The 26,231-nt window shown below is 70.9% G+C and carries 27 protein-coding genes; 11 read left to right on the forward strand and 16 right to left on the reverse strand.

What is annotated here, in order from left to right; genetic code table 11:
- Window positions 1–40: 40 nt before the first annotated feature.
- The 3 genes from ACFZCY_RS23485 to ACFZCY_RS23495 form a co-directional block, all read right to left on the reverse strand.
- Entirely contained in the window at window positions 41–1,426 is a 1,386-nt protein-coding gene (locus ACFZCY_RS23485) for an MFS transporter (RefSeq protein WP_391176487.1), read from the reverse strand.
- Between the two features lie 258 nt (window positions 1,427–1,684).
- The gene (locus ACFZCY_RS23490) at window positions 1,685–1,987 is read right to left on the reverse strand and encodes a response regulator transcription factor (RefSeq protein ID WP_079038317.1); all 303 of its coding nucleotides are present in this window, start codon (window positions 1,985–1,987) and stop codon (window positions 1,685–1,687) included.
- 323 nt (window positions 1,988–2,310) lie between these two features.
- The gene (locus ACFZCY_RS23495) at window positions 2,311–3,291 is read right to left on the reverse strand and encodes an EamA family transporter (protein ID WP_391176491.1); all 981 of its coding nucleotides are present in this window, start codon (window positions 3,289–3,291) and stop codon (window positions 2,311–2,313) included.
- 346 nt (window positions 3,292–3,637) lie between these two features.
- On the opposite strand from ACFZCY_RS23495, the gene ACFZCY_RS23500 reads away from it, so the two are divergent.
- The 8 genes from ACFZCY_RS23500 (at window position 3,638) to ACFZCY_RS23535 (ending at window position 11,721) form a co-directional block, all read left to right on the forward strand.
- On the forward strand, window positions 3,638–5,212 hold the full coding sequence (locus ACFZCY_RS23500) for an amino acid adenylation domain-containing protein (protein WP_391176494.1): 1,575 nt from the start codon (window positions 3,638–3,640) through the stop codon (window positions 5,210–5,212).
- Complete coding sequence (locus ACFZCY_RS23505) at window positions 5,209–5,469, forward strand: phosphopantetheine-binding protein (RefSeq protein ID WP_391176496.1); 261 nt, start codon at window positions 5,209–5,211, stop codon at window positions 5,467–5,469. The genes ACFZCY_RS23500 and ACFZCY_RS23505 overlap by 4 nt, the downstream gene beginning before the upstream one ends.
- 15 nt (window positions 5,470–5,484) lie before the next feature.
- Window positions 5,485–6,459: a chlorinating enzyme gene (locus tag ACFZCY_RS23510; protein ID WP_391176499.1), complete on the forward strand. Its 975-nt coding sequence runs from the start codon at window positions 5,485–5,487 to the stop codon at window positions 6,457–6,459.
- Window positions 6,460–6,579: 120 nt separating this feature from the next.
- The gene (locus tag ACFZCY_RS23515) at window positions 6,580–7,311 is read left to right on the forward strand and encodes an alpha/beta fold hydrolase (protein WP_391176502.1); all 732 of its coding nucleotides are present in this window, start codon (window positions 6,580–6,582) and stop codon (window positions 7,309–7,311) included.
- A 32-nt stretch (window positions 7,312–7,343) separates the two neighbouring features.
- A complete protein-coding gene (locus ACFZCY_RS23520; protein WP_391176505.1) occupies window positions 7,344–8,285 on the forward strand; it encodes an ABC transporter permease subunit in 942 nt (313 codons plus the stop codon).
- A complete protein-coding gene (locus ACFZCY_RS23525) occupies window positions 8,210–9,136 on the forward strand; it encodes an ABC transporter permease subunit (protein WP_391176508.1) in 927 nt (308 codons plus the stop codon). Before ACFZCY_RS23520 ends, ACFZCY_RS23525 begins: the two co-directional genes overlap by 76 nt.
- A complete protein-coding gene (locus ACFZCY_RS23530) occupies window positions 9,136–10,395 on the forward strand; it encodes an extracellular solute-binding protein (protein WP_391176511.1) in 1,260 nt (419 codons plus the stop codon). Before ACFZCY_RS23525 ends, ACFZCY_RS23530 begins: the two co-directional genes overlap by 1 nt.
- Window positions 10,396–10,422: 27 nt before the next feature.
- Window positions 10,423–11,721 carry a macrolide family glycosyltransferase gene (locus ACFZCY_RS23535; RefSeq protein WP_391176514.1) on the forward strand — a complete coding sequence of 433 codons (1,299 nt, stop codon included), beginning with the start codon at window positions 10,423–10,425 and terminating at the stop codon, window positions 11,719–11,721.
- Here the strand turns inward: ACFZCY_RS23535 and erm are convergent.
- Window positions 11,675–12,499 (reverse strand): ErmE/ErmH/ErmO/ErmR family 23S rRNA (adenine(2058)-N(6))-methyltransferase, encoded by an 825-nt coding sequence (gene erm / locus ACFZCY_RS23540; protein ID WP_391176516.1) that lies wholly within the window; start codon window positions 12,497–12,499, stop codon window positions 11,675–11,677. The genes ACFZCY_RS23535 and erm overlap by 47 nt on opposite strands.
- A gap of 215 nt (window positions 12,500–12,714) precedes the next feature.
- Complete coding sequence (locus tag ACFZCY_RS23545) at window positions 12,715–12,876, reverse strand: hypothetical protein (RefSeq protein ID WP_391176519.1); 162 nt, start codon at window positions 12,874–12,876, stop codon at window positions 12,715–12,717.
- A gap of 335 nt (window positions 12,877–13,211) precedes the next feature.
- Between ACFZCY_RS23545 and ACFZCY_RS23550 the strand changes: the two genes are divergently transcribed.
- The 3 genes from ACFZCY_RS23550 to ACFZCY_RS23560 all read left to right on the forward strand — a co-directional run bounded on the left by ACFZCY_RS23550 (window position 13,212) and on the right by ACFZCY_RS23560 (window position 15,616).
- Entirely contained in the window at window positions 13,212–14,432 is a 1,221-nt protein-coding gene (locus ACFZCY_RS23550; protein WP_391176522.1) for a S8 family serine peptidase, read from the forward strand.
- Between the two features lie 140 nt (window positions 14,433–14,572).
- Window positions 14,573–14,896, forward strand: coding sequence for a cupin domain-containing protein (locus ACFZCY_RS23555; RefSeq protein WP_391176525.1), 324 nt, complete (start codon window positions 14,573–14,575; stop codon window positions 14,894–14,896).
- A 75-nt stretch (window positions 14,897–14,971) separates the two neighbouring features.
- Window positions 14,972–15,616, forward strand: coding sequence for a disulfide bond formation protein DsbA (locus ACFZCY_RS23560; protein WP_391176527.1), 645 nt, complete (start codon window positions 14,972–14,974; stop codon window positions 15,614–15,616).
- A gap of 30 nt (window positions 15,617–15,646) precedes the next feature.
- On the opposite strand, the gene ACFZCY_RS23565 is transcribed toward ACFZCY_RS23560, so the two are convergent.
- The 11 genes from ACFZCY_RS23565 to ACFZCY_RS23615 form a co-directional block, all read right to left on the reverse strand.
- Window positions 15,647–16,219 carry a Uma2 family endonuclease gene (locus ACFZCY_RS23565; RefSeq protein WP_391176529.1) on the reverse strand — a complete coding sequence of 191 codons (573 nt, stop codon included), beginning with the start codon at window positions 16,217–16,219 and terminating at the stop codon, window positions 15,647–15,649.
- Window positions 16,220–16,509: 290 nt separating this feature from the next.
- On the reverse strand, window positions 16,510–17,262 hold the full coding sequence (locus ACFZCY_RS23570; RefSeq protein ID WP_391176531.1) for a CbiX/SirB N-terminal domain-containing protein: 753 nt from the start codon (window positions 17,260–17,262) through the stop codon (window positions 16,510–16,512).
- 20 nt (window positions 17,263–17,282) lie between these two features.
- Window positions 17,283–18,206, reverse strand: coding sequence for an ABC transporter permease subunit (locus ACFZCY_RS23575; protein WP_391176534.1), 924 nt, complete (start codon window positions 18,204–18,206; stop codon window positions 17,283–17,285).
- Complete coding sequence (locus ACFZCY_RS23580; protein WP_391176537.1) at window positions 18,193–19,008, reverse strand: ATP-binding cassette domain-containing protein; 816 nt, start codon at window positions 19,006–19,008, stop codon at window positions 18,193–18,195. The genes ACFZCY_RS23575 and ACFZCY_RS23580 overlap by 14 nt, the downstream gene beginning before the upstream one ends.
- A gap of 60 nt (window positions 19,009–19,068) precedes the next feature.
- Window positions 19,069–20,220 carry an aliphatic sulfonate ABC transporter substrate-binding protein gene (locus tag ACFZCY_RS23585; protein ID WP_391176539.1) on the reverse strand — a complete coding sequence of 384 codons (1,152 nt, stop codon included), beginning with the start codon at window positions 20,218–20,220 and terminating at the stop codon, window positions 19,069–19,071.
- 206 nt (window positions 20,221–20,426) lie between these two features.
- Window positions 20,427–21,809, reverse strand: coding sequence for a GTP-binding protein (locus tag ACFZCY_RS23590; RefSeq protein ID WP_391176542.1), 1,383 nt, complete (start codon window positions 21,807–21,809; stop codon window positions 20,427–20,429).
- 2 nt (window positions 21,810–21,811) lie between these two features.
- Complete coding sequence (gene cysD / locus ACFZCY_RS23595) at window positions 21,812–22,762, reverse strand: sulfate adenylyltransferase subunit CysD (protein WP_391176544.1); 951 nt, start codon at window positions 22,760–22,762, stop codon at window positions 21,812–21,814.
- Window positions 22,759–23,331 carry an adenylyl-sulfate kinase gene (gene cysC / locus ACFZCY_RS23600; protein ID WP_391176549.1) on the reverse strand — a complete coding sequence of 191 codons (573 nt, stop codon included), beginning with the start codon at window positions 23,329–23,331 and terminating at the stop codon, window positions 22,759–22,761. Before cysC ends, cysD begins: the two co-directional genes overlap by 4 nt.
- Window positions 23,331–24,032: a phosphoadenylyl-sulfate reductase gene (locus ACFZCY_RS23605; protein ID WP_391176552.1), complete on the reverse strand. Its 702-nt coding sequence runs from the start codon at window positions 24,030–24,032 to the stop codon at window positions 23,331–23,333. Before ACFZCY_RS23605 ends, cysC begins: the two co-directional genes overlap by 1 nt.
- Window positions 24,029–24,214 carry a hypothetical protein gene (locus ACFZCY_RS23610; protein WP_391176555.1) on the reverse strand — a complete coding sequence of 62 codons (186 nt, stop codon included), beginning with the start codon at window positions 24,212–24,214 and terminating at the stop codon, window positions 24,029–24,031. Before ACFZCY_RS23610 ends, ACFZCY_RS23605 begins: the two co-directional genes overlap by 4 nt.
- Window positions 24,211–25,905 (reverse strand): nitrite/sulfite reductase, encoded by a 1,695-nt coding sequence (locus ACFZCY_RS23615; RefSeq protein ID WP_391176559.1) that lies wholly within the window; start codon window positions 25,903–25,905, stop codon window positions 24,211–24,213. The genes ACFZCY_RS23610 and ACFZCY_RS23615 overlap by 4 nt, the downstream gene beginning before the upstream one ends.
- Between the last annotated feature and the right edge of the window lie 326 nt (window positions 25,906–26,231).

Genomic DNA, 26,231 nt, shown 5'->3' on the forward strand with positions numbered 1-26,231 from the left:
TGATGCGGGCACGGGCGGTGATGCGGACACGGGCGGTGATTCAGACATGGGAGACCTCCGCGCGCGGCACGGAGCGGCCGGCTCCGGGCCCGCCGCCGGGCGCGCCGCGCAGATAGACCGCCCAGGTCACCACCGCGCACACCGCGTAGTAGCCGAGGAAGGCGGCGAACGCGGCGTCACCGGTGCCGCCGGGGCCGTCGTAGCAGGCGCGGAGGGCCAGGTTGACGGCGACGCCGCCGAGCGTGCCGACCGCGCCGGTGACGCCGATGACCGCGCCGGACAGCTCGCGGGCCCGGGCGAAGGCGCGGGTGGCGTCCTCGCCCGCGGTGACGGCCTTCTCCGCGTCCTGCGCGAAGACCGCCGGAATCATGGTGTACGCCGAGCCGTTGCCGATCCCCGACAGCACGAAGAGCACGCAGAAGGCGGCGACGAACAGGGGGAACGAGTGGGTCGCGGAGGCCAGCAGCAGCACCCCGGTTCCGGCGGCCATGGCGGCGAGGTCCACCAGCGTCACCCGCGCGCCGCCCCACCGGTCGGCAAGCCACCCGCCGAGCGGCCGGAACAGCGAGCCCAGCAGCGGGCCGAGGAAGGTGTACGAGACGGCCTCCAGCGCGGAGGCGCCGAACTCGTACTGCAGGACCAGGCCGAACGCGAAGCCGTATCCGATGAACGAGCCGAAGGTGCCGACGTACAGCAGCGACATCCACCAGGTGTGGCGGCTGGCCAGGGCCTCGCGCAGCGCCCCGGGCCGGGCCCGTACGGTCGCGAAGTTGTCCATCCGCCGGGCGGCCAGCACCGCCAGCACGGCGGCCGGGGGCAGATAGACGGCGGCCAAGTACTCGGGGTGGCCGAGACCGGCGGTGGCTGCCACCAGCAGCCCGAGCAGCTGCACCACGGCCACGCCCAGATTGCCGCCGCCCGCGTTGAGCCCCAGCGCCCGGCCCTGGTGGCGGCGGGGGAAGATGCCGCTGATGTTGGTCATCGACGAGGCGAAGTTGCCGCCGCCGAGCCCCGCCGCCGCCCCGGCCACCAGGAACACCCACAGCGGGGCGTCCGGTCGCTGGATCACCCAGACGGCCAGCGCGAGGGGGAGCAGCAGGGAGATGGTGGCGCACACCGTCCAGTCGCGGCCGCCGAAGCGGGTCACGGCGTAGCGGTAGGGCAGCCGGAGTGCCGCCCCGGCCAGGGTGGGGACGACGACCAGAAGGAACTTCTGCCCGGCGTCGAAGGTGAATCCGGTCGCGGGGGACATGAAGAGGACCAGGACCGACCACAGGCTCCATACCGAGAAGCCGAGGTGTTCGGTCGCGACGGACAACACCAGATTGCGCCGTGCGACGCGGCTGCCCTCGCGTTTCCAGAACTCCCGGTTCTCGGGGTCCCAGTGATCTATCCAGCGGCCGGAACCGCCCCGAGCCTTGCCCATGAGTTGCCTCGGCCTCCACTCGCATCTGAACACGGTCACAGTCATCAGTGGTGGTGATGGTGATGGTGTTGAAGGTGGTGCTTGGTGTGGCACGAGAATGCTGATGCCGGATTCCTCCAGGGGTGTGGAAGCTCCAGAGGCATATCCCAGGGTGCCGGGATGCGGAAAGCGGGCTCAATTGAACCTTGGTACACACGACAGACCGGCCTCACGCAGGGCAGCAGAGGCCGGCCGGCTCTTGGAGGCGCCTATACCCCGTCACATGGTCGTGCGCAATGATTCAATCCAGGCATACGAGACCAGGCCCGCTTGCAGCCTGGACTCCACGCGCAGCTTGGTCAGGATCTGCGCCACATGGGCTTTGACCGTGCGTTCGGTGACGGCGAGCCGGGACGCTATGGATCGGTTGGACTCCCCGTCACCGAGCAAGCGGAACACGTCGAATTCGCGACTCGAAAGTGAGGGCACCCGGTCCAGCTCTTCCTGCCAGGTCCGGCGAGCGTTGGGTGCCAGTGGTGCTTTCCTGGCGGCTAAACCGATCAGGCTTCCCTGTGTGGCCATGTATCTCCCTCTCCCGAAAACGCGGGTCGCGGGGTCCGGGCAATAGGTGAATTCACGTCAGCCTTATGGGCCCGGGCAGTATACGGAGACGCCGATGTCAGAGGCATGTGACGAGATTCACTTCCCGTTCCCGCGGCCGGCCGGATGCCGCCGTCGACCTGCGGGTCTGTGGTGGCGGACGATGCGGAATCGTCTTGCTCTCTGAGACGGCGTCACCGGCGGGCCGCAATGGCGCGTTCTCGCTCAAGGCGTGGACGGGCGATCATGCTAGATTCACTCGATTTCCGGTCAATCGCCGGTCAATCGCCGGTCAACCGCGCCGCTCAGCGCAGCCGTTCACGGTCCTCCGCTTCCGCGACGGCCATCGTCCCGGCCGCTTCCTCGGGCTTCGGCCGCGCCCGGCCCCGGGTGACCGCCAGCACCGCGCCGGCCAGCAGCACCACCGCGCCGATCGCCTGGACCGCGCCGAAGGTCTCGCCCAGGAAGAGGTAGGAGCACAGGGTGCCGACCGCGGGCACCATGAACATCATGATCGAGGCGGAGGCCGGGCCAACCGCGCCGACGCCCCGGTAGTAGAAGAGGTTCGCCACGGCCGTCGGCCCGATCGCCACGAACACCGCGTTGATCCAGGTGGTGGCGGGCACCGCGCCCCAGTCCGCGTCCATCGCGGAGGGCACGCTGTAGAGCCCCAGCAGGATGGCGCCGCAGCTCATCGCGTACGCCGTGGCCCGGAGCGGTTCGATCCCGGCGAGCACCCGGGGGCCGAGCAGGGTGAACGCCGCCCAGCAGCCCGCGCTCAGCAGGAACAGCACATCGCCGATGAACCGGTCGCCGCCCGCGCCCGCGTCGGTCCGCGCGCCGATCAGGAAGATCACGGCCCCGGTCAGCCCCAGCGCCAGCCCCGCCACGCGCCCGGCCGACGCCCGCTCCTTGCGGGTGACCAGCAGGAACCCGGTGGTCAGCACGGGGCTCATGACCGGGATGATGGTGGTGCTGTCCATCGCCGGGGCCAGTGAAAGCCCCCAGAAGAACAGCAGGTTGTACAGGAAGACGCCGAGCACCCCCGCCCCGGCGGCCCGCCCCACGTCCCGCTTCGACGTGGCCTGCCGGGAGGGGGCGAAGCGCAGCGCGATGAGCAGGATCACCGCCCCGCCGCCGAAGCGCAGCAGGGCCGCCACGGCGTGCGGCAGATGGTCGACAACGACCTTGGAACTGCTGAAGCCGCTTCCCCAGAGGACCATCGTGGTCGTCAGTAAGAGATAGGGGTTCGTGCCCCCTCCGGGCTTTTGCTGTTTCTGCGACATGCGCTTCCCCCTTTGCCTGCTGCGTGGCTGCTGGTGCGACTGATGCTGATGTGGCTGGGCGCCCGGCCGCGTCGGAGCGGGGCCGTCCAGATGACGTCCCGTCACCTGTAGTGGTCGGCCACAGCGTAACGGGCGGGTGAAGGGCCCGTGCCCCCGCCTCGCCGACGGCGCCCGAACGTGCCTGTACGAAGGTTCAATTGAGGCCCCCGAGGCCCGGCGGTGATAGTGAATCGCATCCCGGCCCGGCGCCGGGTCATCGCGAACACCCGTGGCGGGCACGGCCCTGCGCGGTGCGCTGCGCAATGTCTTCTGTCATTCCCGACGGCCGCAAGAAGGGTTTCCCGAAATGCTGCTGCAATCCATGACATCGGACCCCATCGCGCGGAATTCCGATCTCGTGAGCCTCTTCCGCGAGGTCGCCGCGACCACACCGGAGCGGACCGCGCTGTCCGCCGAGGACGACCGCGTCTCCTACCGGCGGCTCGACGCCTGGTCGGACGCGGTGGCCCGCACCCTGCTCGCCGAGGGGGTCAGGGCGGGGGACCGGGTGGCTCTGCGCATGTCGCCGGGGGCCGAGGCCATCGTCGCGATCCTGGCCATCCTCAAGTGCGGTGCCGCGTACGTCCCGGTGGACCTGCGCAACCCGGTCTCCCGGAGCGACTTCATCCTCGCCGACAGCGGTGCGAGCGCGCTGATCGGCGAGGTCTACGAGGGATGCGCGGTCACCAGGGTCGTCGGCACCGCGGCCGTGACGGAATGCCGGGACGCCCGGCCCGGGCCCGTGACGGGTGCCCCGGGCCCGGGCGCCGAGGACATGGCGTACGTCATCTACACCTCCGGGACCACCGGGAACCCGAAGGGCGTGCCGGTGCGCCACGCCAATGTGCTGGCCCTGCTCACCGGCGCCCCCTCGGTGTTCGACTTCACCGCGGACGACCGCTGGCTGCTCTTCCACTCGCTGTCGTTCGACTTCTCGGTGTGGGAGATGTGGGGGGCGTTCTCCACCGGCGCGGAGCTGGTGGTGCTGCCGCACTGGTCGGCCCGTACGCCCGAGCAGTATCTGACGGTCATCATCGACCGGGGTGTCACGGTCATCAACCAGACGCCCACCGCCTTCCTCGCGCTCACCGAAGCGGCGGTGCGCGGCGGCCGGGACGTCTCGGGGCTGCGCTACGTCATCTTCGGCGGCGAGAAGCTCACCGCCCCCATGCTGCGGCCCTGGGCCAAGGCGTTCGGGCTCGACCGGCCGCGGCTGGTCAACGGCTACGGGATCACCGAGACCACGGTGTTCACGACCTTCGAGGAGATCGGCGAGGCGTATCTGTCGCAGGACGCCTCGGTCATCGGGCGCGCGCTGCCGTCGTTCGCCACCCGGGTCGTCGGCGACGACGGCCGTGACGTGGCGCTCGGCGGGACCGGTGAACTGTGGCTGGCCGGTGCCCAGTTGGCCGAGGGCTATCTGCGCCGCCCGGAGCTGACCGCCGAGAAGTTCCCGGTGGTGACGGACGGGAAGACCGGCGAATCCGTCCGCTACTACCGCACCGGGGACCTGGTCAGCGAGCTGCCGGACGGCCGGTTCGCCTACGAGGGCCGCGCCGACCTCCAGATCAAACTGCGCGGCTACCGCATCGAGCTGAGCGACATCGAGACCGCCGTGCGCCGCCATGACGACGTCCTCGACGCGGTCGTCACGGTGCGCGAGTTCAAGCCCGGTGACCTCCGGCTGGTCTGCGCCTACGTGGCCCGCGAGGGGAGCGCGACCACCGCACGGGAGCTGCGGAACCACATCAAGACCCTGTTGCCGGCCTATATGCATCCGGCGCGCTACCTGCGGCTGCCGGGGCTGCCCCGCACCGTCAACGGAAAAGTCGACCGGGCGGCCGTCGTCCGGTCCTGGGAGGAAGAGGTGGCACGTTCATGACGCAACCGATCATCGACACGCAGTCGGCGAATCCCGACGACCTCGCCGTCACCTGGGTGGGCGAGGTGCTGGAGGAGTCCGACCTGTCCGCCCAGGACAACTTCCTCGACCTCGGCGGCCACTCCGTCCTGGCCCTCGAGCTGAGCGAACGGGTCAAGAAGACCCTCGGCGTCGACCTGGACATGCAGATCCTCTTCGAGCGCAGCATCGGCGAGGCCCTCGCCGACGCCGTCGCCCGCGCCCGGACCGCCAAGTAGTAAAGGAGAGTTGCCATGACCACAGTGAGCGAGCAGGCCGACTTCACCTTCAGCCCCGAAGAGGTGGCCCGGTTCGAGCGGGACGGCTACATCGGCCCGGTCAAGATCTTCGAGCCCGAGGAGATGACCCGCCGCTGGAACACCATCCGGCGCCAGCTCCTCGACCGCTCCCTGGCCATCTACCCGGACAGCAACGGCAAGGCCAACATCTCCAACTACGACCGCCACCTGGACATCGACCTGCTGTCCGAGCACATCATGCGGCCCGAGATCGTCGACCGCGTGGCGTCCCTCATCGGCCCCAACCTGCTGTGCTGGCGCAGCGAGTTCTTCCCCAAGTACCAGGGCGACGAGGGCACCGACTGGCACCAGGCCGCCACCTTCGCCCACGCGACCGGCAAGCGGCAGATCATCTGGCCGTCGGACGAGGGCCGCCCCGCCTTCATCGGCACCATCACGGTGTGGACCGCGTTCACCCACTCCACCGAGCAGAACGGCTGCCTGCAGCTGATGCCGGGCACCCACACGTCGATGAACTACGACGAGTCCAAGGGCATGGACTACGACGCGGACGCCATCAACCAGCGCGAGAAGGACGGCATCAAGCGCGGCTTCTTCGGCTACGACTACCGGACCCTGCAGAAGGACCCCGACTGGAAGCCGGACGAGTCGCAGGCCTACCCGATGGTCCTCAAGCCGGGTGAGGCCGTCATCTTCTGGTCGAACACCATGCACGCCTCGCTGCCGCACACCGGCAGCAAGACCGACTACCGCATGGGCTTCGCCGCCCGCTACGTGCCCACTCAGGTGCAGGTCTACCCCGGCACCGAGGGCCTGACCGAGTACGGCGACGGCATCAACCTCGAAAAGTACGGCGCGGTCCTCGTCTCCGGCGTCGACGAGTACAAGCACAACCGGATGGCCCGCACCAGCCAGCGCGGCTACGAGTTCGTGGCGCGCCAGGTCCCCGGCCGGCCGGCCGCCGGCTGACCTCGTCCGGCACCACGGCGGGGCGGCCCCGGGCCGCCCCGCCGTGCCCCATTCGCGCACCCGCGGTGCTCGCCGCGACGGTCCGCAGGAGGTACGTATGACGGTCCGCAGGAGGTACCCATGACGCCCCGCCCCCTCATCATGCTGCACCACGCGGGCGGCTCCGCCGCCGTCTTCGACCGGCTCGCCGAGGCCCTGCCGGACGGCATCCAGCCGCTGCCGCTGGAGCTGCCCGGGCGCGGCAAGCGGTGGCGCGAGGCGCCCGTCACCACCATCGAGGACGCGGTCGACGACCTGCTGCGGGCGGTCTCCGGACACCGGGACGACATCGCCGTCTTCGGCCACAGCGTGGGCGCCTACCTCGGCCTCTGCCTGGCGGCCCGGCTCGCGGAGACCGGCGGGCCGCGCTGCTCCGCCCTCATCGTCTCCGCCAACGCGGGCCCGGTGAGCGCCGAACTGCCCTGCGAGGGCTCACCGTTGCTCACCACCGACGAGGAGATCTTCGCCATCGCCGAGAAGTCCGGCGGCACGATCTCCCCGCAGATCCGTGACCACCCCATGCTGCGGGAGCGCACCGCGGCCCTGCTGCGCGCCGACTTCTCGCTCGGCGACTCGTTTCTGCGCAAGCGCCGGGCCACCACCGTGGCCACCGATCTCGTGGTGTGCTGCGGCGCCGAGGACGTCTTCACCGACGCCCAGCTGGACAGCTGGCGCCACAGCACGACCGGGCGGGCGGAGATCACGCCCCGCCTCCCCGGCGGCCACTTCTACCTCGAACAGCCCGCCCAGGCCGCCGTTTTGGCCGAGACCATCACCCGTACGCTGCTGGGACCGGCCGGCCGCACTCCTTGACGCGCGCCGCGCACCGTCCGCAGGATGACGGCGTGACACCCACGACCGCGACGGCGCGGTCCGACAAGCCTCCGGCCCGCGGGCCGGGCGGCGGCGGCGCCCCCGCCGCGCGGCGGGGGCCCGGAACCGGCCACGGCGCGTGGTTCCTGGTGCTGCCCGCGCTGCTGCCGATCCTGCTGCTGAGCGTCGGCCCGCTGCTGTACGGGATCGGGCTGGCCTTCACCGACGCCCAGTCCGGCCGTACCGGGCCGACCCAGTGGACCGGGCTGCTCAACTTCCAGGACCTGGCCCGCGACACGCTCTTCTGGGAGTCGTTCCGGATCGGCCTGGTGTGGGCGGTCGCGGTGACCGTTCCGCAGTTCGTGCTGGCCCTCGGGCTGGCGCTGCTGCTGGCGCAGAACCTCCGCTTCCGCTGGCTGGCGCGGGCCCTGGCGATCGTGCCGTGGGCGATGCCCGAGGTCGTCGTCGGCATCATGTGGCGGCTCGTCTACCACCCCGACGCGGGGCTGCTGAACGACACGCTGGGCACCGACCGGGACTGGCTCGGCAGCCTTGCCACCGCCCTGCCCGCCGTGATCGTCGTCGGCGTCTGGGCGCGGCTGCCGCAGGTGACGGTCACGCTGCTGGCCGCGCTGGGAGGCGTACCGCGGGAGCTGCACGAGGCCGCGGCGATGGACGGCGCGGGCGCTTGGCGGCGCTTCCGCACCGTCACCTGGCCCGCCATCCGGCCCGTGGCGCTCGCGATCAGCGCGCTCAGCCTCATCTGGAACGTCAACTCCTTCGCGCTGGTCTACGTCCTGACCGGCGGCGGGCCCGGCGGCCGCACCCGGCTGCCGATGCTCTTCGCGTACGAGGAGGCCTTCCGCTACGGGCAGTTCGGGTACGCGGCCGCCATGGGATGTGTGCTGGTCGCGGTCGTCTCCGTGCTCCTCGCGCTCTTCCTCGTCGGCCGGCTCAAGCGGGACGACGCGTGAACCGGGCCGCCGCGCTGCGCAGGCGCCGGGCCGCCCGCGCCGGGCAGTACCTCGCCCTGCTGGGCTATCTCGTCTTCCTCGCGTTCCCGCTGCTGTGGCTGCTGTCCACCGCGTTCAAGCCGCCGCGCGAGCTGGTGAGCCCGGACCCCAGCTGGATCCCCGATCACCCGACGCTGGACAACTTCCGGCAGGCGTTCGACGAGCAGCCGCTGCTGCGGGCGGCCGCGAACAGCCTGACCGCCTCCGTCGCCGCCGCGGCCATCACCGTCGTCATCGCGACCCCGATGGCGTACGTCATGGCCCGGCACCACCGCTCCCCGCTGTCCCGGGCGGCCACCGGCTGGGTCGTGGTCAGCCAGGCGTTCCCCTTCGTCCTGGTGATCATCCCGCTGTTCCTCGTGCTGAAGAACCTGTACCTGATCAACTCCCTGTCCGGCCTGATCATGGTGTACGTGGTGTGGTCCCTGCCGTTCGCCCTGTGGATGCTCGCGGGGTACGCCCGGGCCGTGCCCAGGGAGTTGGAGGAGGCCGCGGCCGTGGACGGGGCGGGGCGGCTGCGCATTCTGGTTTCCGTCACCATGCCGCTGCTGGCGCCCGGCCTCGTGGCCACCGCCCTCTTCGCCTTCATCACCGCGTGGAACGAGTTCTTCTTCGCGCTGGTGCTGCTCAAGACGCCGCAGAAGCAGACCATGCCGGTCGTCCTCACCCACTTCATCGGGGCGGAAGGTGTCGCCGACCTCGGGCCGCTGGCCGCCGCCTCGCTGCTCGCCACCCTGCCCTCGCTGGTCCTGTTCGCCGTCATCCAGCGGCGGATCACCAGCGGGACCCTGGCCGGGGCGGTGAAGTCCTGATGCGCCGCCGTACGCTGCTGACCGGCGCCGCGCTGCTGGCCGGATGCGCGCCCGCGCGCCGCCGGGCCCGCGGGGGAGAAGTGACCCTGCGCTTCCAGTCGCTGGCCTGGCAGAAGGAGTCCGTCGAGGCCAACAAGCGCCTGGTGGCGGAGTGGAACGCGGCCCACCCCGGCATCAGGGTGGACTACGTCCAGGGCAGCTGGGACGGCGTCCACGACCAGCTCCTCACCTCCTTCGAGGGCGGCGAGGCGCCCGACATCATCCACGACGCCGCCGACGACCTCGCCGACTTCGCGTACGGCGGCTGTCTCGCCGATCTGCGGGGGCTGTTGCCGGACCGCCTGACGGCCGACATCCCGGCCCACAGCTGGGCGACCACCACCTTCGGCGACGGTGTCTACGGCGTGCCGTTCCTCCAGGAACCCCGGGTGATCATCGCCAACCGGAAGCTGCTGGAGCGGGCACGGGTGCGCATTCCGACCGTGCGCGACCCCTGGAGCTGGGCGGAGTTCGAGGACGTGGCGCGAGCGCTCACCCGGGACGGGACGTACGGCGTCGCCTGGCCGCTCAAGGAACCCGTCGCCGCGACCCTGGGCCTCGCCCTCTCCACCGGCGGCCGGGTCTTCCACCGGGGCGCCGACGGCAAGGTCACGGTCCGCTTCGACGCCGCCGACCAGCGTGTCCCGCGCGCCATCGCCCGTACGGCGGCCAAGTCCACGCTGGGCATGGGCGGTTCGGACACCCTCCCCGGCTTCTTCGGCGGAAAATACGCCATGGTGCCGCTCGGCTTCTCCTACCGCCAGCAGATCGTCCAGCAGGCCCCCGAGGGCTTCGCCTGGACGGTGCTGCCCGCGCCCGCCGGGCCCGGCGGCGACCAGCGGCAGGGCGTCAGTCCGCAGACCCTGTCCATCGCCGAGGACAGCCCGTACCGGCGGGAGGCGGCCCGCTTCCTCGACTTCTTCCTGCGCCCGCGCAACATGGCGCGGCTCGCGCTCGGCGACTGGATGCTGCCCACCGGCACGGGGGCGCTGCGCGACCGGGCGCTGCGCACACCCGAGCACGGCTGGGCGACCGGCACGGCGCTGGCCGCCCGACTGCGCCCGGCCCCCGCCCTGTCGGTGCGCGGCTATCCGGAGTGGAAGGACAAGGTGGCCACGCCCGCGCTGCAGGAGTACTACAGCGGAGCCATAGGAATGGAAAGACTGAGAAAAAGATTGATCAAGGACGGAGGGCTGGTGCTCGCTCGATACCAGCGCTAAGGTGTGGACGGGTGTGTCGATAGTTGCATGAGGCAATTGGCCTCGCCTAAGTTCCGCACCATGACCTCAGCAACGCGTGCCCAAGAGCCCGCTCATATAGCCATGTTCGGCATAGCGGCGCACGGGCACGTGAACCCCAGCCTTGAGGTGATCCGCGAGTTGGTGGCCCGCGGCCACCGGGTCACTTACGCCATTCCCGCGTCGTTCGCCGCGAAGGTCGCCGGAACCGGCGCCGAGCCCAGGACGTACGAGACGGTCCTCTTCCGCGACGAGATACCGGAGGGCGCCGAACTCATCGACTACGTCGAGCCGTTCCTGACCGAAGCCATCCAGGCGCTGCCGCAGCATCTGGCGGCGTACGAGGGCGACGAGCCGGACCTGATCCTCTACGACCTCACGGCCTACCCGGCGCACATCCTCGCCCACCGCTGGGGCGTCCCCGCCATCGAACTCGCGCCGAGCTTCGTGGCCTGGGAGGGCTACAAGGAAGAGGTCTTCGACCCCCAGTACGGGCATCTGCGGACGTCCGAGCGGGGCCGGGCCTACTACGCGCGCTTCCGCGCCTGGCTCGCCGAGCACGGTCTGCCCGGCACCGACCCCGACCGGCTCACCGGCCGCCCCCGCCGCTGCCTCGCCCTGATCCCCGAGCTGTTCCAGCCCCACGCCGACCGCGTCGACCCGTCCGTCTACTCCTTCGTCGGCGACTGCCACGGCAGCCGCCACGAGGAGGGGGAGTGGCGGCGCCCGGACGGCCTCGCCCCGGCGGATCGCGTCCTGCTGATCTCGCTCGGCTCGACCTGGACCAGGGAACCCGGCTTCTACCGCGCCTGCGTCGACGCCTTCGGTGAGCTGCCCGGCTGGCACGTCGTCCTGCAGATCGGCGAATACGTCGACCCGGACGGCCTCGGCGGCCTGCCCGCCAACATCGAAGCCCACCCCTGGGTGCCGCAGCCCAGCGTCCTGCGGCAGGCCGACGCCTTCGTCACCCACGCGGGCGCGGGCGGCAGCCAGGAGGCGCTGAGCCGCGGCGTGCCGATGGTGGCCGTGCCGCAGGCCGTCGATCAGTTCCGCAACGCCCAGACCCTCCAATCGCTCGGTGTGGCCCGCCAGTTGCCCAAGGAAGAGGTCACGGCGGAAACCCTGCGCGAGGCGGTCCTCGCGCTCGCGGACGACCCCGGGGTGGCCGCCCGCTGCGCGGAGGTCAAGGCCAGCATGGCCGCCCAGGGCGGCCCGAAGCTCGCGGCCGACCTGATCGAGGACGAACTCCCCGCCGGGCGGCTCAGCGGTTCGGGGCGCTCCCTGCAGTCAACTCCCGTACGAGCGTGACCCATTGCCCGGGCGACACCCGGGCCACCACCACGTCCCGCCCGATCCCCGCCCGCCCGAACGCGGCGGACAGCCGCCGGGCCGGGCAGGCCCGCCGCAGCGACGCGTGGAGCGAGCCGCCCACGCCCGAGTAGCCCAGCTCCACCAGGTGCGCGTACGCCGCCCGCTGGTCCGGATCCGCCAGCAGCGGGCGCGGGCGGCGGATCAGCCGCAGAATCCCGCCGTGGACCTTCGGCACCGGCCGGAAGGCGGTCCGCTCCACCCGCCCGCACAGCCGCCACTCCACCTCCGGCCAGGTCCGTACGGTCAGCAGGCTCCAATGGCCGAAGTCCCCGGTGCGCTTGCGGGCGTACTCCAGCTGGGTGAGGAAGGTCGCCGAGGTGAGCCGACGCGCCGCCAGGGCCCAGCCGACGATCTCGGCAGTGCGGGCGTAGGGCACATTGCCCACCAGGGCGAACGGCTCACGCGGCGGCACGGCGGTCAGAAAGTCCTGGTGGACGACGCGGGCCCGCGGATACGCGGCGAGCCGTTCGCGCAGCCCCGGGACGAGATGACGGTCGATCTCATAGCTGATCAGCTCACGGCAGCGCGGCGCCAGCGCCTCGGTGAGCGCCCCCTTGCCCGCGCCGACCTCCACCAGCAGATCGGCGGGTCCGGGGCGGGCGGCGCGGACGACCCGGGCGACGGCGTCCGGATCGGTCAGGAAGTTCTGCCCGTACGCACGCCGCGCCTCATCGCGTGCGGTACGGGGGTGTTGGGTGTTTCGGTCGCGGGTCACGGCCACGGTCCTTTCGGAGCCGGGCGGACGGCAGCGGCACACGGACGAGCGGGCCCTGCCGCCCGTCCGGAAGGTGTGATTCCTGGACTGGCGGAAGGCCCTGGCCACGGGCATGCGGAAGCGGGGGGAAACGGAGACTCAGGGGACGAGCCGGCGGACCAACGGACCCTGCGCGTCAGCGGTTCAGCGCGTGAGCAGGGCAGCGGGTCAGTGGGTCAGCAGCTCGGCGAGAGACGGGGCGCGTCCGGTCCGGCCAGGGCACCGGGGCCACGCCGCGGGCGGCGGTCGAGCGAGAGATATGCGCACACACGCGCCACCGCGGCACGGCCGTCGGTGGTGAGGCGGGTGAACACGCCGATGCCGGGACTTCCGCCCATCGGTGCACTCCTCCCGTGCGCGCGTACGCGATTCGACGCGTATGCGGATCTCCGCCGTTTCCTCGGCACCGTACGGACGGGACGGAGCGCGCCGCAACGGGTTTTCCGGCCCTCGCCGGTCCAAGTCGCGTACCGGTAACGGGACTTGTCATGATCGTCCCGAGAAGACGTTGCATATGTCACACATGGACCAGGATCTTGAATTGCCCGGTTCGATCCGCCAGGGTTTCGTCTCAGCCCGGAGTGATCCGAACACGCTCCGGCGCCGGCGCGCCCGCGTGAGCGATCACCGAGCGCGCAATCCCCCCACAACCGCACGAGGAGGATCCCTCGTCATGGCAGTACACAAGCAGCGCAACGCGCGTCGACTCACCCTTGCGATAGCCGCGGCGGGTGCCGTCACCGCCGGTGCCTTCGTGGCCGTCCCGGCCGGCGCCGCCACCGCGAAACCCGCCGAGGGCACCGTCTACGGCACCCAGGCCAAGAACGCCGTCGACGGCAGCTACATCGTCATGCTCAAGGGCGGAAAGACCGTCAAGGCCGCCGCCCAGGGCAAGGATCTGGCCCAGGAATACGGCGGCAAGCTGCGCCGCAGCTACGACTCCGCCGTCAACGGCTTCTCCGCGGACGGCCTCAGCGAGACCGAGGCCAAGCGGCTGGCCGCCGACCCGTCGGTGGCCAAGGTCGTCCAGAACCACCGCTACTCCATCAAGACCACCCAGGCGGACCCGCCGTCGTGGGGTCTGGACCGGATCGACCAGGCCGACACCAAGGGCGACAAGAAGTACACCTACCCGGACGGCGCGGGTGAGGGTGTCACCGCGTACGTCATCGACACCGGGGTCCGCGCCTCGCACAAGGACTTCGGCGGCCGCGTCACCTCCGGCTTCGACGCCATCGACAACGACGAGGACGCCGACGACGGCAACGGCCATGGCACCCATGTCGCGGGCACCATCGCCGGTACCGAGCACGGCGTCGCCAAGAAGGCCAAGGTCGTGGCCGTGAGAGTCCTGGACGACCAGGGCTCGGGCACCACCGAACAGGTCGTGTCCGGCATCGACTGGGTCACCAAGAACCACAAGGGACCGTCCGTCGCCAACATGAGCCTCGGCGGCACCGCCGACGAGGCCCTGGACGCGGCCGTGCAGAAGGCCATCGACTCCGGTGTCACCTTCGCCGTCGCGGCAGGCAACGAGTCCGCCGACGCCGACCAGAGCTCGCCCGCCCGGGTCAAGGACGCGATCACCGTCGCCTCCAGCACCGACGCGGACGAGCAGTCCGACTTCTCCAACTTCGGCAAGGTCGTCGACCTCTACGCCCCCGGCTCGGATATCACCTCCGACTGGAACACCGGGGACGACGCCACCAACACCATCTCCGGTACGTCGATGGCCACCCCGCACGTCGTGGGCGCCGCCGCCGTCTACCTGAGCGGCCACCAGGACGCCAAGCCGGCCGACGTGGCGAAGGCGCTCACGGACGGCGCCACCGCCGACAAGATCTCCAACCCGAGCGAGGGCACCCCGAACAAGCTGCTGAAGATCGTCAAGTAGCCCCGGGGGCCTTCCCCTCACACATGACCGACCCGGCCGCCGCGTCCACCCCACTGGGCGCGGCGGCCGCTTCAGCGTGGTACTGGAAGCAACTGGCTGACGCCTTGGGCCCGTTGCTCCGTCGTGGCAGCCTGATCGGCATGAACATCACGGACGGATACACATGGGCGGCGGTCGAGGACGCGCCGGTGAAGGAACTCTTCCCGGGCATCGGGCTGCGCCCCCTGTGGACGGGCGAAAACGGCGCGAAGGCCCACGTCGTGGAGATGGACCCGGGCAGCGCCTGGGAGGGCTTGGACGTCCACGAGCCCGGCCCCGAGGAGGTCTTCGTCGTCTCCGGCACGTTCAACGACGGCCACCGCGACTATCCCGCGGGCACCTTCCTCCACGCCCCGGCCGGCTCCTCGCACATCCCGCAGACCACCACCGGCTGCACGCTCTTCGTCTTCTACCCCGAAGGCTGACCGGCAAGTGGCCCATGGGATGAGCGGGGGAATGTCCCATGGGCGTAGGCCGGCCGCCGACTACGCTCACCGGGCATGACGACGAACACCCCTACCGACACCGATGCCCCCACCAAGGTCGATTTCTACTTCGACCCCATCTGCCCCTTTGCCTGGATCACCTCCCGCTGGATCCTGGAGGTCGAACGCCACCGCGACCTCGACCTCCGGTTCCGGGTGATGAGCCTGTCGGTCCTCAACGACGGCCGTGAGGACCTGCCGGAGCGCTACCGCGATCTGCTGGACAAGGGCTGGGGCCCGGTTCGCGTCTGCATCGCGGCCGCACAGCACCACGGCGAGGAGGTGCTGCGGGACCTCTACACGGCCCTCGGCACCCGCCTCCACACCGGTACTGCCGAGGAGGAACCGGACCACCGGACCGTGATCGAGGAGGCCCTTTCCGAGGTGGGCCTGCCCGCCGACCTGGCCGGGGCCGCGCACTCCACCGACTACGACGACGCCCTCCGCGCGAGCCACCACGAGGGCATGGACCCGGTCGGCGAGGACGTCGGCACCCCCACCCTCCACATCGACGGGGTGGCCTTCTTCGGCCCGGTGCTCTCCTCGATCCCCCGGGGCGAGGACGCCGTACGGGTCTTCGACGGCGTACGGCTGCTGGCGGGCTACCCGGACTTCTTCGAGCTGAAGCGCACCCGCACGGGCGGCCTCGACTTCAGCTGAGCCGGACGGGCACGGCGGGACCGCTCCGACTCAGCCCTCGAGACCGCCGAGCAGCGGGGCAACCTCCAGGTCGACGGTGAACTCCCCGGCGACCTGGACGGACTCCTTGCCGGTGACCGTGGTGACTTCGCGGTACGTATCGGCCTCCAGCTCATGCACGACCACCCGCACCTCGGGCTCCAGCTCCACCCGCCAGAAGGCGGGCACCTTGGCCTGGGCGTAGAGCGCCGGCTTGAGGATGCGGTCGGTGGACCGGTTCCACGGAGACACGATCTCCACCAGCAGCAGTACCGCCTCCAGCGGCACGGCCAACGTCCCCCGCTGGACGGCGGAGCGGTCGACGACGGCGATGTCGGGGATGAACAGCCTGGATTCCCCCGTCACATTCACCGCCTCGGCGGCGAGGAACGGGGCACCGGACCGGTCCAACGCTGTGGTGATCTGGTTGCTCAGCCTGAGGGACACGATCTGGTGGTCCCAGCTGGGAGTGGGGGACATCATGAGGGCACCGTCCACAAGTTCAATGCGGGCGCGTGCCGGGTGTTCCGGAAACGCAAGGACGTCCTCGACCGTCCAGGGGCCTTCGTGATCGTCGACTCGCATCTCAGGGACGCTCATGACCGTCACCACCGCCTCCTCGTGTTCCTTGGCTCCAGCATGGCACGCAGCTCGGAGTAGGCGCTGAGACTTCCAGGCCGAGCCGCGAGTTCGCTGCCAGAAAAGGATGCGATCACCCTTCGGAGTGACGTGGGCGCGCAGTGTGCTCGCAGCTTGCTGGGCGGACGCAGCCCCGCAGACCTCGTGTCGAGGCTGACCGCGTTGGGCTACCGGCTGCCCGACGAGGTGGCCTATCCGGAGGTGTGCGGCACCTCGCACCCGGTGGCGCGGAGCGCTCAGGCCGTCAGCAGAACCCGCCGCGCCACCCGGGCCTCGTCGTAGCGGGCCAGCAGCAGCCGGGCCAGCTCGGGAGCCGGGCCGAGGACGTCGGCCAGGACGTCCGCGCCCGCCGCCTCGGCGCCGCGGGCGATGCGGTCGGGGAGGCGGCCGGGTGCGATGACGTACGGGGCCACGGCCACCTGTTCGACGCCCTCGGCGCGCAGGGCCCGCACCGCGTCCTCGGTGCGGGGAAGAGAGGCGGAGGCGAACGCGGGTCGCACGGCGCACCAACCGGTGTGCCGCCACTCCCGCGCGATTTCAGCGATCACCGCGATCGCCTCCGGGTCGGTGGAGCCCGCCGAGGCCAGGACGACGCCGGTCCGGTGCCGGTCGGCCGGGCGCAGCCCGGCCTCGTACAGGCGGTGTTCCAGGGCCTCCACGAGCAGCGGGGAGGGGCCCAGGACATCGGCCTGGCGGACGGTCAGGCGGGGGTGGCGGGCCGTGGCCTCGCGCAGCACCGCCGGGATGTCGGCCTTCGCGTGGAAGGCGCGGGTCAGCAGGAGGGGGAGGGCGACCACCTCGTCCGCCCCCTCCGCGGCGAGCCGGTCCAGGACCTGGCCCACCCGTGGTGCGTTGAACTCCAGGAAGGACGCTTCGACGCGCAGCCCCGGCCGCAGCGACCGCACGCGCGCGCACAGCGCGCCGACGGTCGCCGCGTGGCGGGGGTCGCGGCTGCCGTGGGCGACGACGAGGAGGGTCGGGGCAGACATGGTGGTTTCCGTGGTTTCCTTCAGCGGGCGTTCGGCGCCAGGCCGCGGTTGCGCAGGACGCGGCGCTCGATGGGGGCGAAGATCAGCAGTTCGATGGCGATGCCGACGACCAGGATCATGATGATGCCGAGCAGCACGCTCGCCATGTCGGAGTTGTTGCGCGCGTTCTCCAGGTACTGGCCAAGACCCAGGCCCAGGTCGGGAGACTTGGCGATGATCTCGGCGGCCATCAGGGAGCGCCAGGAGAAGGCCCAGCCCTGCTTGAGTCCGGCGACGTAGCCGGGCAGCGACGCGGGCAGCAGGATGTGCCAGGCGCTGACCAGGCCGCGGGCGCCGAGGGTGCGGCCGGCGCGCAGGAACAGCGGGGGCACCCGGTCGATGCCCGCGACGAGGCCGTTGGCGATGGAGGGCACGGCGCCGAGCAGGATGACGGTGTACATCATCTGGTCGTTGAGGCCGAGCCAGATGACCGCGGGCGGCACCCAGGCGACCGAGGGCAGCGACTGCAGTCCGGAGAGGATCGGGCCGAAGGCGGCGCGGACGAAGTTCACCCGGGCGACGATCAGCCCCAGCGGGGTGGCGATCGCGAGCGCGATGAGGAAGCCGAAGAGTCCGCGCGAGACGCTGGTCCAGATGATGTCGAACAGCTCGCCCTGCAGCCACAACTGGCGCAGCGAGTCCCATACCAGGCTGGGGTCGGGGAGCTTGTAGTCCTCGGTGACCTTGGCCCAGACGAGCACCTTCCACAGGGCCACCACCGCGATGACGGCCACGATGGGCGGCAGCACCTTCTGGGTGAGCACCTGGGTCACCGGGACCCGCTTGATCTGGACCGTGTCCAGTGCGTCGAGCCCGGCCTCCAGGCCCTCCAGGTCCTCGGCGGACTTCTTCGCGCCGTCGGTATTCGGGGCCGTGTCGGCCGCGGCGGTCCTACTGCTGGCCATGGCGGCGGATCTCCCCACGCAGTTCTTCGGTGATCTCGATGGACAGGTCGGCGACGGCCGCGTCCTCGATGCGGCGCGGCTGCGGAATGTCGACCGACCAGTCGCGGACGACCCGGCCGGGGCGCGAGGACAGCAGCACCACGCGCTCGGCCAGCCGGACGGCCTCGCGGACGTTGTGGGTGACGAACAGGACCGAGACGCCGGTCTCGCTCCAGATCCGGGTCAGTTCGCCATGCAGCACGTCCCGGGTGATGGCGTCGAGCGCGGCGAACGGCTCGTCCATCAGCAGCACGCTGGAGTCCTGGGCCAGCGCGCGGGCCAGCGCCACGCGCTGCCGCATGCCACCGGACAGCTCGTGCACCCGCTTGCCGTGCGCGCCCTTCAGGCGCACCAGCTCCAGCAGCCGCTCGGCCTCCGGCCTGCGGTCGGCGCGGGGCACGCCGCGCAGCCGCAGCGCCAGTTCGATGTTCTTGCCCGCGGTCAGCCACGGGAACAGCGCGTGCTCCTGGAACATCAGGGCCGGGCGGCTGCCGGGCACCTCGATGGTTCCGCTGGTCGGGCGGTCCAGGTCGGCGATGAGGTTCAGCAGCGTCGACTTGCCGCAGCCGGAGGCCCCCAGAATGCAGACGAACTCGCCGGGCTTGATCTCCAGGTTGATGTCGTCGAGGACGGGCTGGGCGGCGCCGGGGCGGCCGAAGGACTTGTGGACGTGGTCGATCCGGACCGCTCCGGCGGAGTCGGCGGCGCCGGGCGCGGCCGGGCCCGCCAGGTCGGCCTTCTCGGTGGTCAGTGCCGGGGACATCCGGTCACCTCCTGATGGGTGGCGTACGTGTGGTCACGTGCGTACGGGAGCGGGCGGCGGCTACTGGTCGCCGAGGCCCGCGGCCGAGACGGCCGGCCTGCCCTCGGACTTCAGGACCTTGTTGAGCGGGGTCAGGTCGTAGATGCCCTTGAGGTCGGGCTTCTCCAGCAGCCCGGCCTTGACCGCGTGCTCCGCCTCGGTGTTGAGGGTCGAGGCGAGCGGATCGTCGGTGACCTGGATGGACTTCCAGGCCGGGTCGATCACATTGGCGGGCAGCGGCTTGCCGGTCTCCTCCTTGAGGGCGGCGTTCGCCGCGGCCTTCGCCTTATCGGGGTTGGCCTTGATCCAGGCGTTGGTCTTCACCGATCCGCGCAGCACGGCCTCGACCACCTTCGGGTGCTCCTCGAGGAACGACTGCTTGACGATCAGATTGGTGATGACGAACTTCTTGTCCGGCCACAGCGACGACTCGTCCAGCAGGGTCTTGCCGCCCTCGGCGATCAGCTTGGAGGCGGTCGGCTCGGGCACCCAGGCGCCGTCGATGGAACCGGACTTGTAGGCGTCGGGGGTCACCTTGTTGTCCGAGCGGACCACGGAGACATCGCCCTTGCCGCTCTGCGCGTCGACCTTCCAGCCCTTGGAGGCGATCCAGTTGAGGAACGCCACGTCCTGGGTGTTGCCCAGCTGCGGGGTGGCGATCTTCTTGCCCTTGACGTCGTCCAGCGTCTTGATCTTCTTCGGGTTGACGACGAGCTTGACCCCGCCGGAGACCGAACCCGAGATGATCTTGAGGTTGGAGCCGTGCGACTTCACATAGCCGTTGATGGACGGCGACGGGCCGATCCAGCCCATGTCGATCGAGCCCGCGTTCAGCGCCTCGATCTCCGACGGCCCGGCGTTGAAGACGTACGGCGCGACCTTCGTGCCCCGCAGCGCCTGCTGGATCTGGCCGCCCTTGCGCAGCCCCACCAGGGCGGTGGCGTGGGTGAGGTTGGCGAAGTAGCCCACCTTCACCTTGTCCAGGCCGTCGACCTTCTTGCCGCCGGCCGCGGGCAGTGCCGAGGACCCGGTGTCGTCGGTCTTCTTCTGCGAACCGTAGCCGCAGCCACCGAGCGCGCCGATCAGCAGCGGAAGGACGGCGGCGGCCGCCAGCAGGCGGGTGGTGTGGCGGCGGCGCGACGGGGATGTCGCGCGGGAAGCGGCAGACGACACGGGATGTGTTCCTCTCGGAGGGCCGGGCGCCGCGTCAGGGGACGCCCGGCGGTTCACAAGGTCTCGGGGAAATGGGGCACGGCACAGCGGGGAGGGCGCGGTTCAGCGCACACATCGCCCGACTCCGCCCTGACCACTGCCCCGGGCGCCGCTGCCCACGCGGCCGCCCTCCTTCGCGAACGTCGAGAACACCTCACCGGTCATGGTCAGAAATCCCAGCCCTCGTCGTCGGCAGCGTCGGCGGCGTTCTCGCCGTCCGCGGCGGACGCCTGCTCGGCGAACGAGTCGCCCGCCATGCCCGCGGTCAGCGTCGTGCCGTCCGCCGGGTCGATCAGCAGGAAGGACCCGGTGCGGCGCGACGCGGCGTACGCGTCCAGCGCCAGCGGCTCCGACGTCCGCAGGACGACCCGGCCGATGTCGTTGGCGGCCAGCTCACCCGGCGCCGGGTGGTGCGAGAGGTCGGCGAGCGTGAGCCGGGACGGGATGTCCTTGACGATCGCCTTCACCGTGCGGGTGGTGTGCTTCAGCAGCACCCGGTCCCCGACCCGCAGCGGACGGTCGTGCAGATGGCACACGGTCGCCTCGACGTCCTGGGTGGGAGTGGGCGCGTAGGCGCTCGGGGCGAGTACGTCGCCGCGCGAGATGTCGAGGTCGTCGGCGAGCCGGATCGTCACCGACTGCGGCGCCCAGGCCAGGTCGGCGGACTGGCCCAGCGCGTCGATCCCGGTGATGGTGCTCGTACGGCCCGACGGCAGCACCGTCACCTCGTCGCCGACGCGCAGCACACCGGAGGACACCTGGCCCGCGTAGCCGCGGTAGTCGGGGTGCTCGGCGCTCTGCGGACGGATCACGACCTGCACGGGGAAGCGCGCCGGGTCCTGCGACGGGTCGGTGCCCACCGGCACCGTCTCCAGGTGCTCCAGGACGGTCGGCCCGCCGTACCAGTCCATGTTCGCGGACGCGGTCACCACGTTGTCCCCGGCCAGCGCGGAGATCGGGATCGCGGTGATCTCGGGGACGCCCAGCGAGGCCGCGTACGAGGTGAACTCCTCGGCTATCGCGGCGAACACCGGTTCCGCGTAGTCCACCAGGTCCATCTTGTTGACGGCGAGGACCACGTGCGGGACCCGCAGCAGCGCGGCGACCGCGGCATGCCGCCGGGTCTGCTCCACCACGCCGTTGCGCGCGTCCACCAGGACGACGGCCAGCTCCGCGGTGGAGGCGCCGGTGACCATGTTGCGGGTGTACTGCACATGGCCCGGGGTGTCGGCGAGGATGAACCGCCGCCGCGGGGTGGCGAAGTAGCGGTAGGCGACATCGATGGTGATGCCCTGCTCACGCTCCGCCCGCAGCCCGTCGGTCAGCAGTGCCAGGTCCGGGGTCTCCTGGCCACGACTGCGGGACGCGTGCTCGACCGCCTCCAGCTGGTCGGCGAGCACCGACTTGGAGTCGTGCAGCAGCCGCCCGACCAGGGTCGACTTGCCGTCGTCCACCGAACCGGCGGTGGCGAAGCGCAGCTGGGAAGAGGCCGCGGACTGCTCCACCGCGGTCACCACGGCCTGCTCCTCGGCACTGAGATTGCTCGTCATGGCTAGAAGTACCCCTCGCGCTTACGGTCCTCCATCGCGGCCTCCGACAGCTTGTCGTCGGCGCGCGTCGCACCCCGCTCGGTCAGCCGGGATGCCGCGATCTCGTCGATGACCTGCTCGATCGTGACCGCGTCCGACTCGACGGCACCGGTGCAGGACATGTCGCCCACCGTGCGGTAGCGCACCTGGCGCCGCTCCACCGTCTCGTCGTCCCCGGGACCGCCCCACTCGCCGGGGGCCAGCCACATGCCGCCGCGCCGGAACACCTCGCGCTCGTGCGCGTAGTAGATCTGCGGAAGCTCGATCTTCTCGCGCTCGATGTACTGCCACACGTCCAGCTCGGTCCAGTTGGACAGCGGGAACACGCGGACGTGCTCACCGGGGGAGTGCCGGCCGTTGTACAGCTGCCACAGCTCGGGGCGCTGACGGCGCGGGTCCCAGCCGCCGAACTCGTCCCGCAGGGAGAACACCCGCTCCTTGGCGCGCGCCTTCTCCTCGTCCCGGCGGCCACCGCCGAACACCGCGTCGAAGCGGTTCTTCTCGATGGCGTCCAGCAGCGGAACGGTCTGCAGCGGATTGCGGGTGCCGTCCGGGCGCTCCCGCAGCCGCCCGTCGTCGATGAACTCCTGCACGGACGCCACATGCAGGCGCAGCCCGTGCTCGGCGACGGTGCGGTCGCGGTACTCGATGACCTCGGGGAAGTTGTGCCCGGTGTCCACGTGCAGCAGCGAGAACGGCACCGGCGCGGGCGCAAAGGCCTTCAGCGCCAGATGCAGCATGACGATGGAGTCCTTGCCGCCGGAGAACAGGATCACCGGCCGCTCGAACTCGCCCGCCACCTCGCGGAAGATGTGCACCGCCTCGGACTCCAGTGCGTCCAGGTGCGAGAGCGCGTAGAGGTCGCCCTCGTCCGAACCGGACCCGGTTCCATTGATCGGAGCCACGGTCGTCATGCCAGTCCCCTCTCGCTCAGTAGAGTCCGAAGTGCCGCCGCCGACTCCTGGACACCTTGCTCGTGCGCCGCGATCCGCAGATCCGGGTCGACCGGGGCCTCGTACGGGTCGTCGACCCCGGTCAGCCCCGTGATCTGGCCCGCCGCCTGCTTCGCGTACAGCCCCTTCACGTCGCGCTCGGAGCACACCTCGACCGGCGTGGCGACGTGCACCTCCAGATACGCGGTCCCCTCGGCCTGGTGGCGCTTGCGCACCGCCTCCCGGCTGTCCGCGAACGGCGCGATCACCGGCACCAGCACCTTGACCCCGTTGGAGGCCAGCAACTCGGCGACGAAGCCGATCCGCTGCACATTGGTGTGCCGGTCCTCGCGGGAGAAACCGAGCCCGGCGGAGAGGAACTCGCGTATCTCGTCCCCGTCCAGCACCTCCACCCGGTGGCCCTCGCTGCGCAGCCGCTCCGCGAGCGCGTACGCGATCGTCGTCTTTCCGGCGCTCGGCAGACCGGTCAGCCACACGGTGGCCCCGGTGTGTATCGGCGCGCTCATCTCGTTCTCCTGGTCGACAGCCATCAGCCGTGCAGTCCGCATTCCGTCTTGTTGCTCCCCGCCCAGCGGCCCGACCGGGCGTCCTCGCCCTCCAGCACCCGACGAGTGCAGGGCGCGCAGCCGACGGAAGGATATCCGTCCATGAGCAGGGGATTGGTCAGTACACCCTGTTCAGCGACGTACGTATCCACGTCCGCCTGCGTCCAGCGGGCTATCGGCGATATCTTCACCTTTTGCCGCCGGGCGTCCCAGCTGACGACCGGGGTGTTCGCACGGGTCGGGGACTCGTCGCGGCGCAGCCCGGTGGCCCACGCGTCGTACGCCTTCAGCCCCTCCTCCAGCGGCTGCACCTTGCGCAGGGCGCAGCACAGGTCGGGGTTGCGGTCGTGCAGCTTCGGCCCGTGCTCGGCGTCCTGCTCGGCCACCGTCTGGCGCGGGGTGAGGGTGATGACGTTGACGTCCATCACGGCCGCCACCGCGTCACGGGTGCCGATGGTCTCCGGGAAGTGGTATCCGGTGTCGAGGAACACCACGTCGACACCGGGGAACACCCGGGATGCGAGATGGGCCACCACCGCGTCCTCCATCGAGGAGGTGACGCAGAACCGCGGCCCGAACGTGTCGGCCGCCCAGCGCAGGATGTCGAGCGCCGGGGCGTCCTCGAGGTCGCGGCCCGCCCGCGTGGCGAGGGCTTCGAGGTCGGTGTGCTGCTGAAGCTGGGTCATATCGCTGAGTCCCCTTCTCCGGCTTGGTCGCGCCGCAGGCCCTTGGCCAACAGCCCGAGGAACGCCAGGCGGAACGCCCGATTGCAGGACGCGCATTCCCAGGACCCGTGACCCTCCTCGGAGGGCCGCAGGTCCTCGTCCCCGCAGTAGGGGCAGTAGAACGGCGCCGCCCTCTCGCTCATTTCAGGGCGTCCTCACCGGCACGCCCCGCCCAGGTGGCGAACCGCTCGCCGTCCTCGCGCTCCTCCTGGAAGCGGCGCAGCACGCGCTCGATGTAGTCCGGGAGTTCGGCGGCGGTGACCTTCAGGCCACGCACCTTGCGGCCGAAGCCCGGGTCCAGGCCCAGCGCGCCGCCCAGGTGCACCTGGTAGCCCTCGACCTGCTCGCCGTTGTCGTCCATGACCAGCTGGCCCTTGAGGCCGATGTCCGCGACCTGGATGCGGGCGCAGGCGTTCGGGCAGCCGTTGAGGTTGATGGTGAGCGGCTCGTCGAACTCGGGCATCCGCCGCTCCAGCTCGTCGATGAGCCAGGAGCCGCGCGCCTTGGTCTCGACGATCGCGAGCTTGCAGAACTCGATGCCGGTGCAGGCCATCGTGCCGCGCCGGAACGGGGACGGCTTGACCTGGAGGTCCAGCGCCTCCAGCCCGGAGACGAGCGACTCGACCTGGTCCTCGGCCACATCGAGCACGATCATCTTCTGCTCGACGGTGGTGGTCAGCCGCCCGGAGCCATGGGCCTCGGCCAGGTCGGCGATCTTGGTGAGGGTCGCCCCGTCCACCCGGCCGACGCGCGGCGAGAAGCCGACGTAGTAGCGGCCGTCCTGCTGGCGGTGCACGCCCATGTGGTCGCGCCACTGCCGGACGGGCTGCTCGGGCGCCGGGCCGTCGGCCAGCGGGCGCTTGAGGTACTCGTCCTCCAGCACCTGGCGGAACTTCTCCGGGCCCCAGTCGGCGACCAGGAACTTCAGCCGGGCGCGGTTGCGCAGCCGCCGGTAGCCGTAGTCGCGGAAGATGGAGGTGACCCCGGCCCAGACCTCCGGGACGTCCTCCAGCGGCACCCAGGCGCCGAGCCGGACGCCGATCTTGGGGTTGGTGGACAGCCCGCCGCCGACCCACAGGTCGAAGCCGGGGCCGTGCTCGGGGTGGCGCACCCCGACGAACGCGACGTCGTTGATCTCGTGCACGACGTCGAGCACCGGGGAGCCGGAGACCGCGGTCTTGAACTTGCGCGGCAGGTTGGAGAACTCCTTGCTGCCGATGTAGCGGCGGTGGATCTCCTCGATGGCGGAGGTGCCGTCGATGATCTCGTCCTCGGCGATCCCGGCCACCGGGGAGCCGATGATCACGCGGGGGGTGTCGCCGCACGCCTCGGTGGTGGACAGACCGACGGCTTCCAGCCGCTTCCAGATCTCGGGCACGTCCTCGATCCGGATCCAGTGGTACTGGACGTTCTGCCGGTCGGTGATGTCGGCCGTGCCGCGCGCGAACTCCTCCGAGATCTCGCCGACGACCCGCAGCTGCTCGGTGGTCAGCCGCCCGCCGTCGATCCGGACCCGCATCATGAAGTGCTCGTCGTCCAGCTCCTCCGGCTCCAGGATGGCGGTCTTGCCGCCGTCGATCCCGGGCTTGCGCTGGGTGTACAGGCCCCACCAGCGCATCCGGCCGCGCAGGTCGGCACCGTCGATGGCGTCGAAGCCACGGTGGGCGTAGATCGTCTCAATGCGTGTCCGCACATTGAGACCGTCGTCGTCCTTCTTGGTCTGCTCGTTGCCGTTGAGCGGGGTGAAGTGACCCGCGGCCCACTGGCCTTCGCCGCGATGGCGTCCGGCCTTACGGCGGGGCGTGGCTGCTGCGCGTTCCGGTGTGGCGGGCATGGCGGTATGTGTCCTTCTGAGCGGCTCGGTGCGGCGGATGATCTCGCGCGCACGCTCTGACCTGCGCAGGAGCGCAGGCGGGCACGGCGCTGCGGCGGATACCGGTGCGGGTGGATACGACGGGGAGGTGTCGAGGCGTGCGCGCTCGCCCACGTCATCGGGGGCGGCGGGAAGTGCGGGGAGGCTGTCCGGGGGCCGATACGGGCCCTGCTGAGTGCGTCAGCTCGCCGGACAGATCGCGCTGGACATGCGGCCGAGGTCGACGTGGCGTCGACTCACCAAGGCAATTCCAGCTCGAGACATGAGGGAAGCGTGGCACGCGCATC

It is taken from the genome of Streptomyces sp. NPDC007983 (genome assembly GCF_042958345.1).
Classification (GTDB): Bacteria; Actinomycetota; Actinomycetes; order Streptomycetales; family Streptomycetaceae; genus Streptomyces.

Excerpts from the sequence above, each read along its gene's own strand:
- ACFZCY_RS23485 (WP_391176487.1), bottom strand. The coding sequence starts at position 1,426 with ATGGGCAAGGCTCGGGGCGGTTCCGGCCGCTGGATAGATCACTGGGAC.
- ACFZCY_RS23490 (WP_079038317.1), bottom strand. The coding sequence starts at position 1,987 with ATGGCCACACAGGGAAGCCTGATCGGTTTAGCCGCCAGGAAAGCACCA.
- ACFZCY_RS23495 (WP_391176491.1), bottom strand. The coding sequence starts at position 3,291 with ATGTCGCAGAAACAGCAAAAGCCCGGAGGGGGCACGAACCCCTATCTC.
- ACFZCY_RS23500 (WP_391176494.1), top strand. The coding sequence starts at position 3,638 with ATGCTGCTGCAATCCATGACATCGGACCCCATCGCGCGGAATTCCGAT.
- ACFZCY_RS23505 (WP_391176496.1), top strand. The coding sequence starts at position 5,209 with ATGACGCAACCGATCATCGACACGCAGTCGGCGAATCCCGACGACCTC.
- ACFZCY_RS23510 (WP_391176499.1), top strand. The coding sequence starts at position 5,485 with ATGACCACAGTGAGCGAGCAGGCCGACTTCACCTTCAGCCCCGAAGAG.
- ACFZCY_RS23515 (WP_391176502.1), top strand. The coding sequence starts at position 6,580 with ATGACGCCCCGCCCCCTCATCATGCTGCACCACGCGGGCGGCTCCGCC.
- ACFZCY_RS23525 (WP_391176508.1), top strand. The coding sequence starts at position 8,210 with ATGTGTGCTGGTCGCGGTCGTCTCCGTGCTCCTCGCGCTCTTCCTCGT.
- ACFZCY_RS23530 (WP_391176511.1), top strand. The coding sequence starts at position 9,136 with ATGCGCCGCCGTACGCTGCTGACCGGCGCCGCGCTGCTGGCCGGATGC.
- ACFZCY_RS23535 (WP_391176514.1), top strand. The coding sequence starts at position 10,423 with ATGAGGCAATTGGCCTCGCCTAAGTTCCGCACCATGACCTCAGCAACG.
- ACFZCY_RS23545 (WP_391176519.1), bottom strand. The coding sequence starts at position 12,876 with ATGGGCGGAAGTCCCGGCATCGGCGTGTTCACCCGCCTCACCACCGAC.
- ACFZCY_RS23550 (WP_391176522.1), top strand. The coding sequence starts at position 13,212 with ATGGCAGTACACAAGCAGCGCAACGCGCGTCGACTCACCCTTGCGATA.
- ACFZCY_RS23555 (WP_391176525.1), top strand. The coding sequence starts at position 14,573 with ATGAACATCACGGACGGATACACATGGGCGGCGGTCGAGGACGCGCCG.
- ACFZCY_RS23560 (WP_391176527.1), top strand. The coding sequence starts at position 14,972 with ATGACGACGAACACCCCTACCGACACCGATGCCCCCACCAAGGTCGAT.
- ACFZCY_RS23565 (WP_391176529.1), bottom strand. The coding sequence starts at position 16,219 with ATGCGAGTCGACGATCACGAAGGCCCCTGGACGGTCGAGGACGTCCTT.
- ACFZCY_RS23570 (WP_391176531.1), bottom strand. The coding sequence starts at position 17,262 with ATGTCTGCCCCGACCCTCCTCGTCGTCGCCCACGGCAGCCGCGACCCC.
- ACFZCY_RS23575 (WP_391176534.1), bottom strand. The coding sequence starts at position 18,206 with ATGGCCAGCAGTAGGACCGCCGCGGCCGACACGGCCCCGAATACCGAC.
- ACFZCY_RS23580 (WP_391176537.1), bottom strand. The coding sequence starts at position 19,008 with ATGTCCCCGGCACTGACCACCGAGAAGGCCGACCTGGCGGGCCCGGCC.
- ACFZCY_RS23590 (WP_391176542.1), bottom strand. The coding sequence starts at position 21,809 with ATGACGAGCAATCTCAGTGCCGAGGAGCAGGCCGTGGTGACCGCGGTG.
- cysD (WP_391176544.1), bottom strand. The coding sequence starts at position 22,762 with ATGACGACCGTGGCTCCGATCAATGGAACCGGGTCCGGTTCGGACGAG.
- cysC (WP_391176549.1), bottom strand. The coding sequence starts at position 23,331 with ATGGCTGTCGACCAGGAGAACGAGATGAGCGCGCCGATACACACCGGG.
- ACFZCY_RS23605 (WP_391176552.1), bottom strand. The coding sequence starts at position 24,032 with ATGACCCAGCTTCAGCAGCACACCGACCTCGAAGCCCTCGCCACGCGG.
- ACFZCY_RS23610 (WP_391176555.1), bottom strand. The coding sequence starts at position 24,214 with ATGAGCGAGAGGGCGGCGCCGTTCTACTGCCCCTACTGCGGGGACGAG.
- ACFZCY_RS23615 (WP_391176559.1), bottom strand. The coding sequence starts at position 25,905 with ATGCCCGCCACACCGGAACGCGCAGCAGCCACGCCCCGCCGTAAGGCC.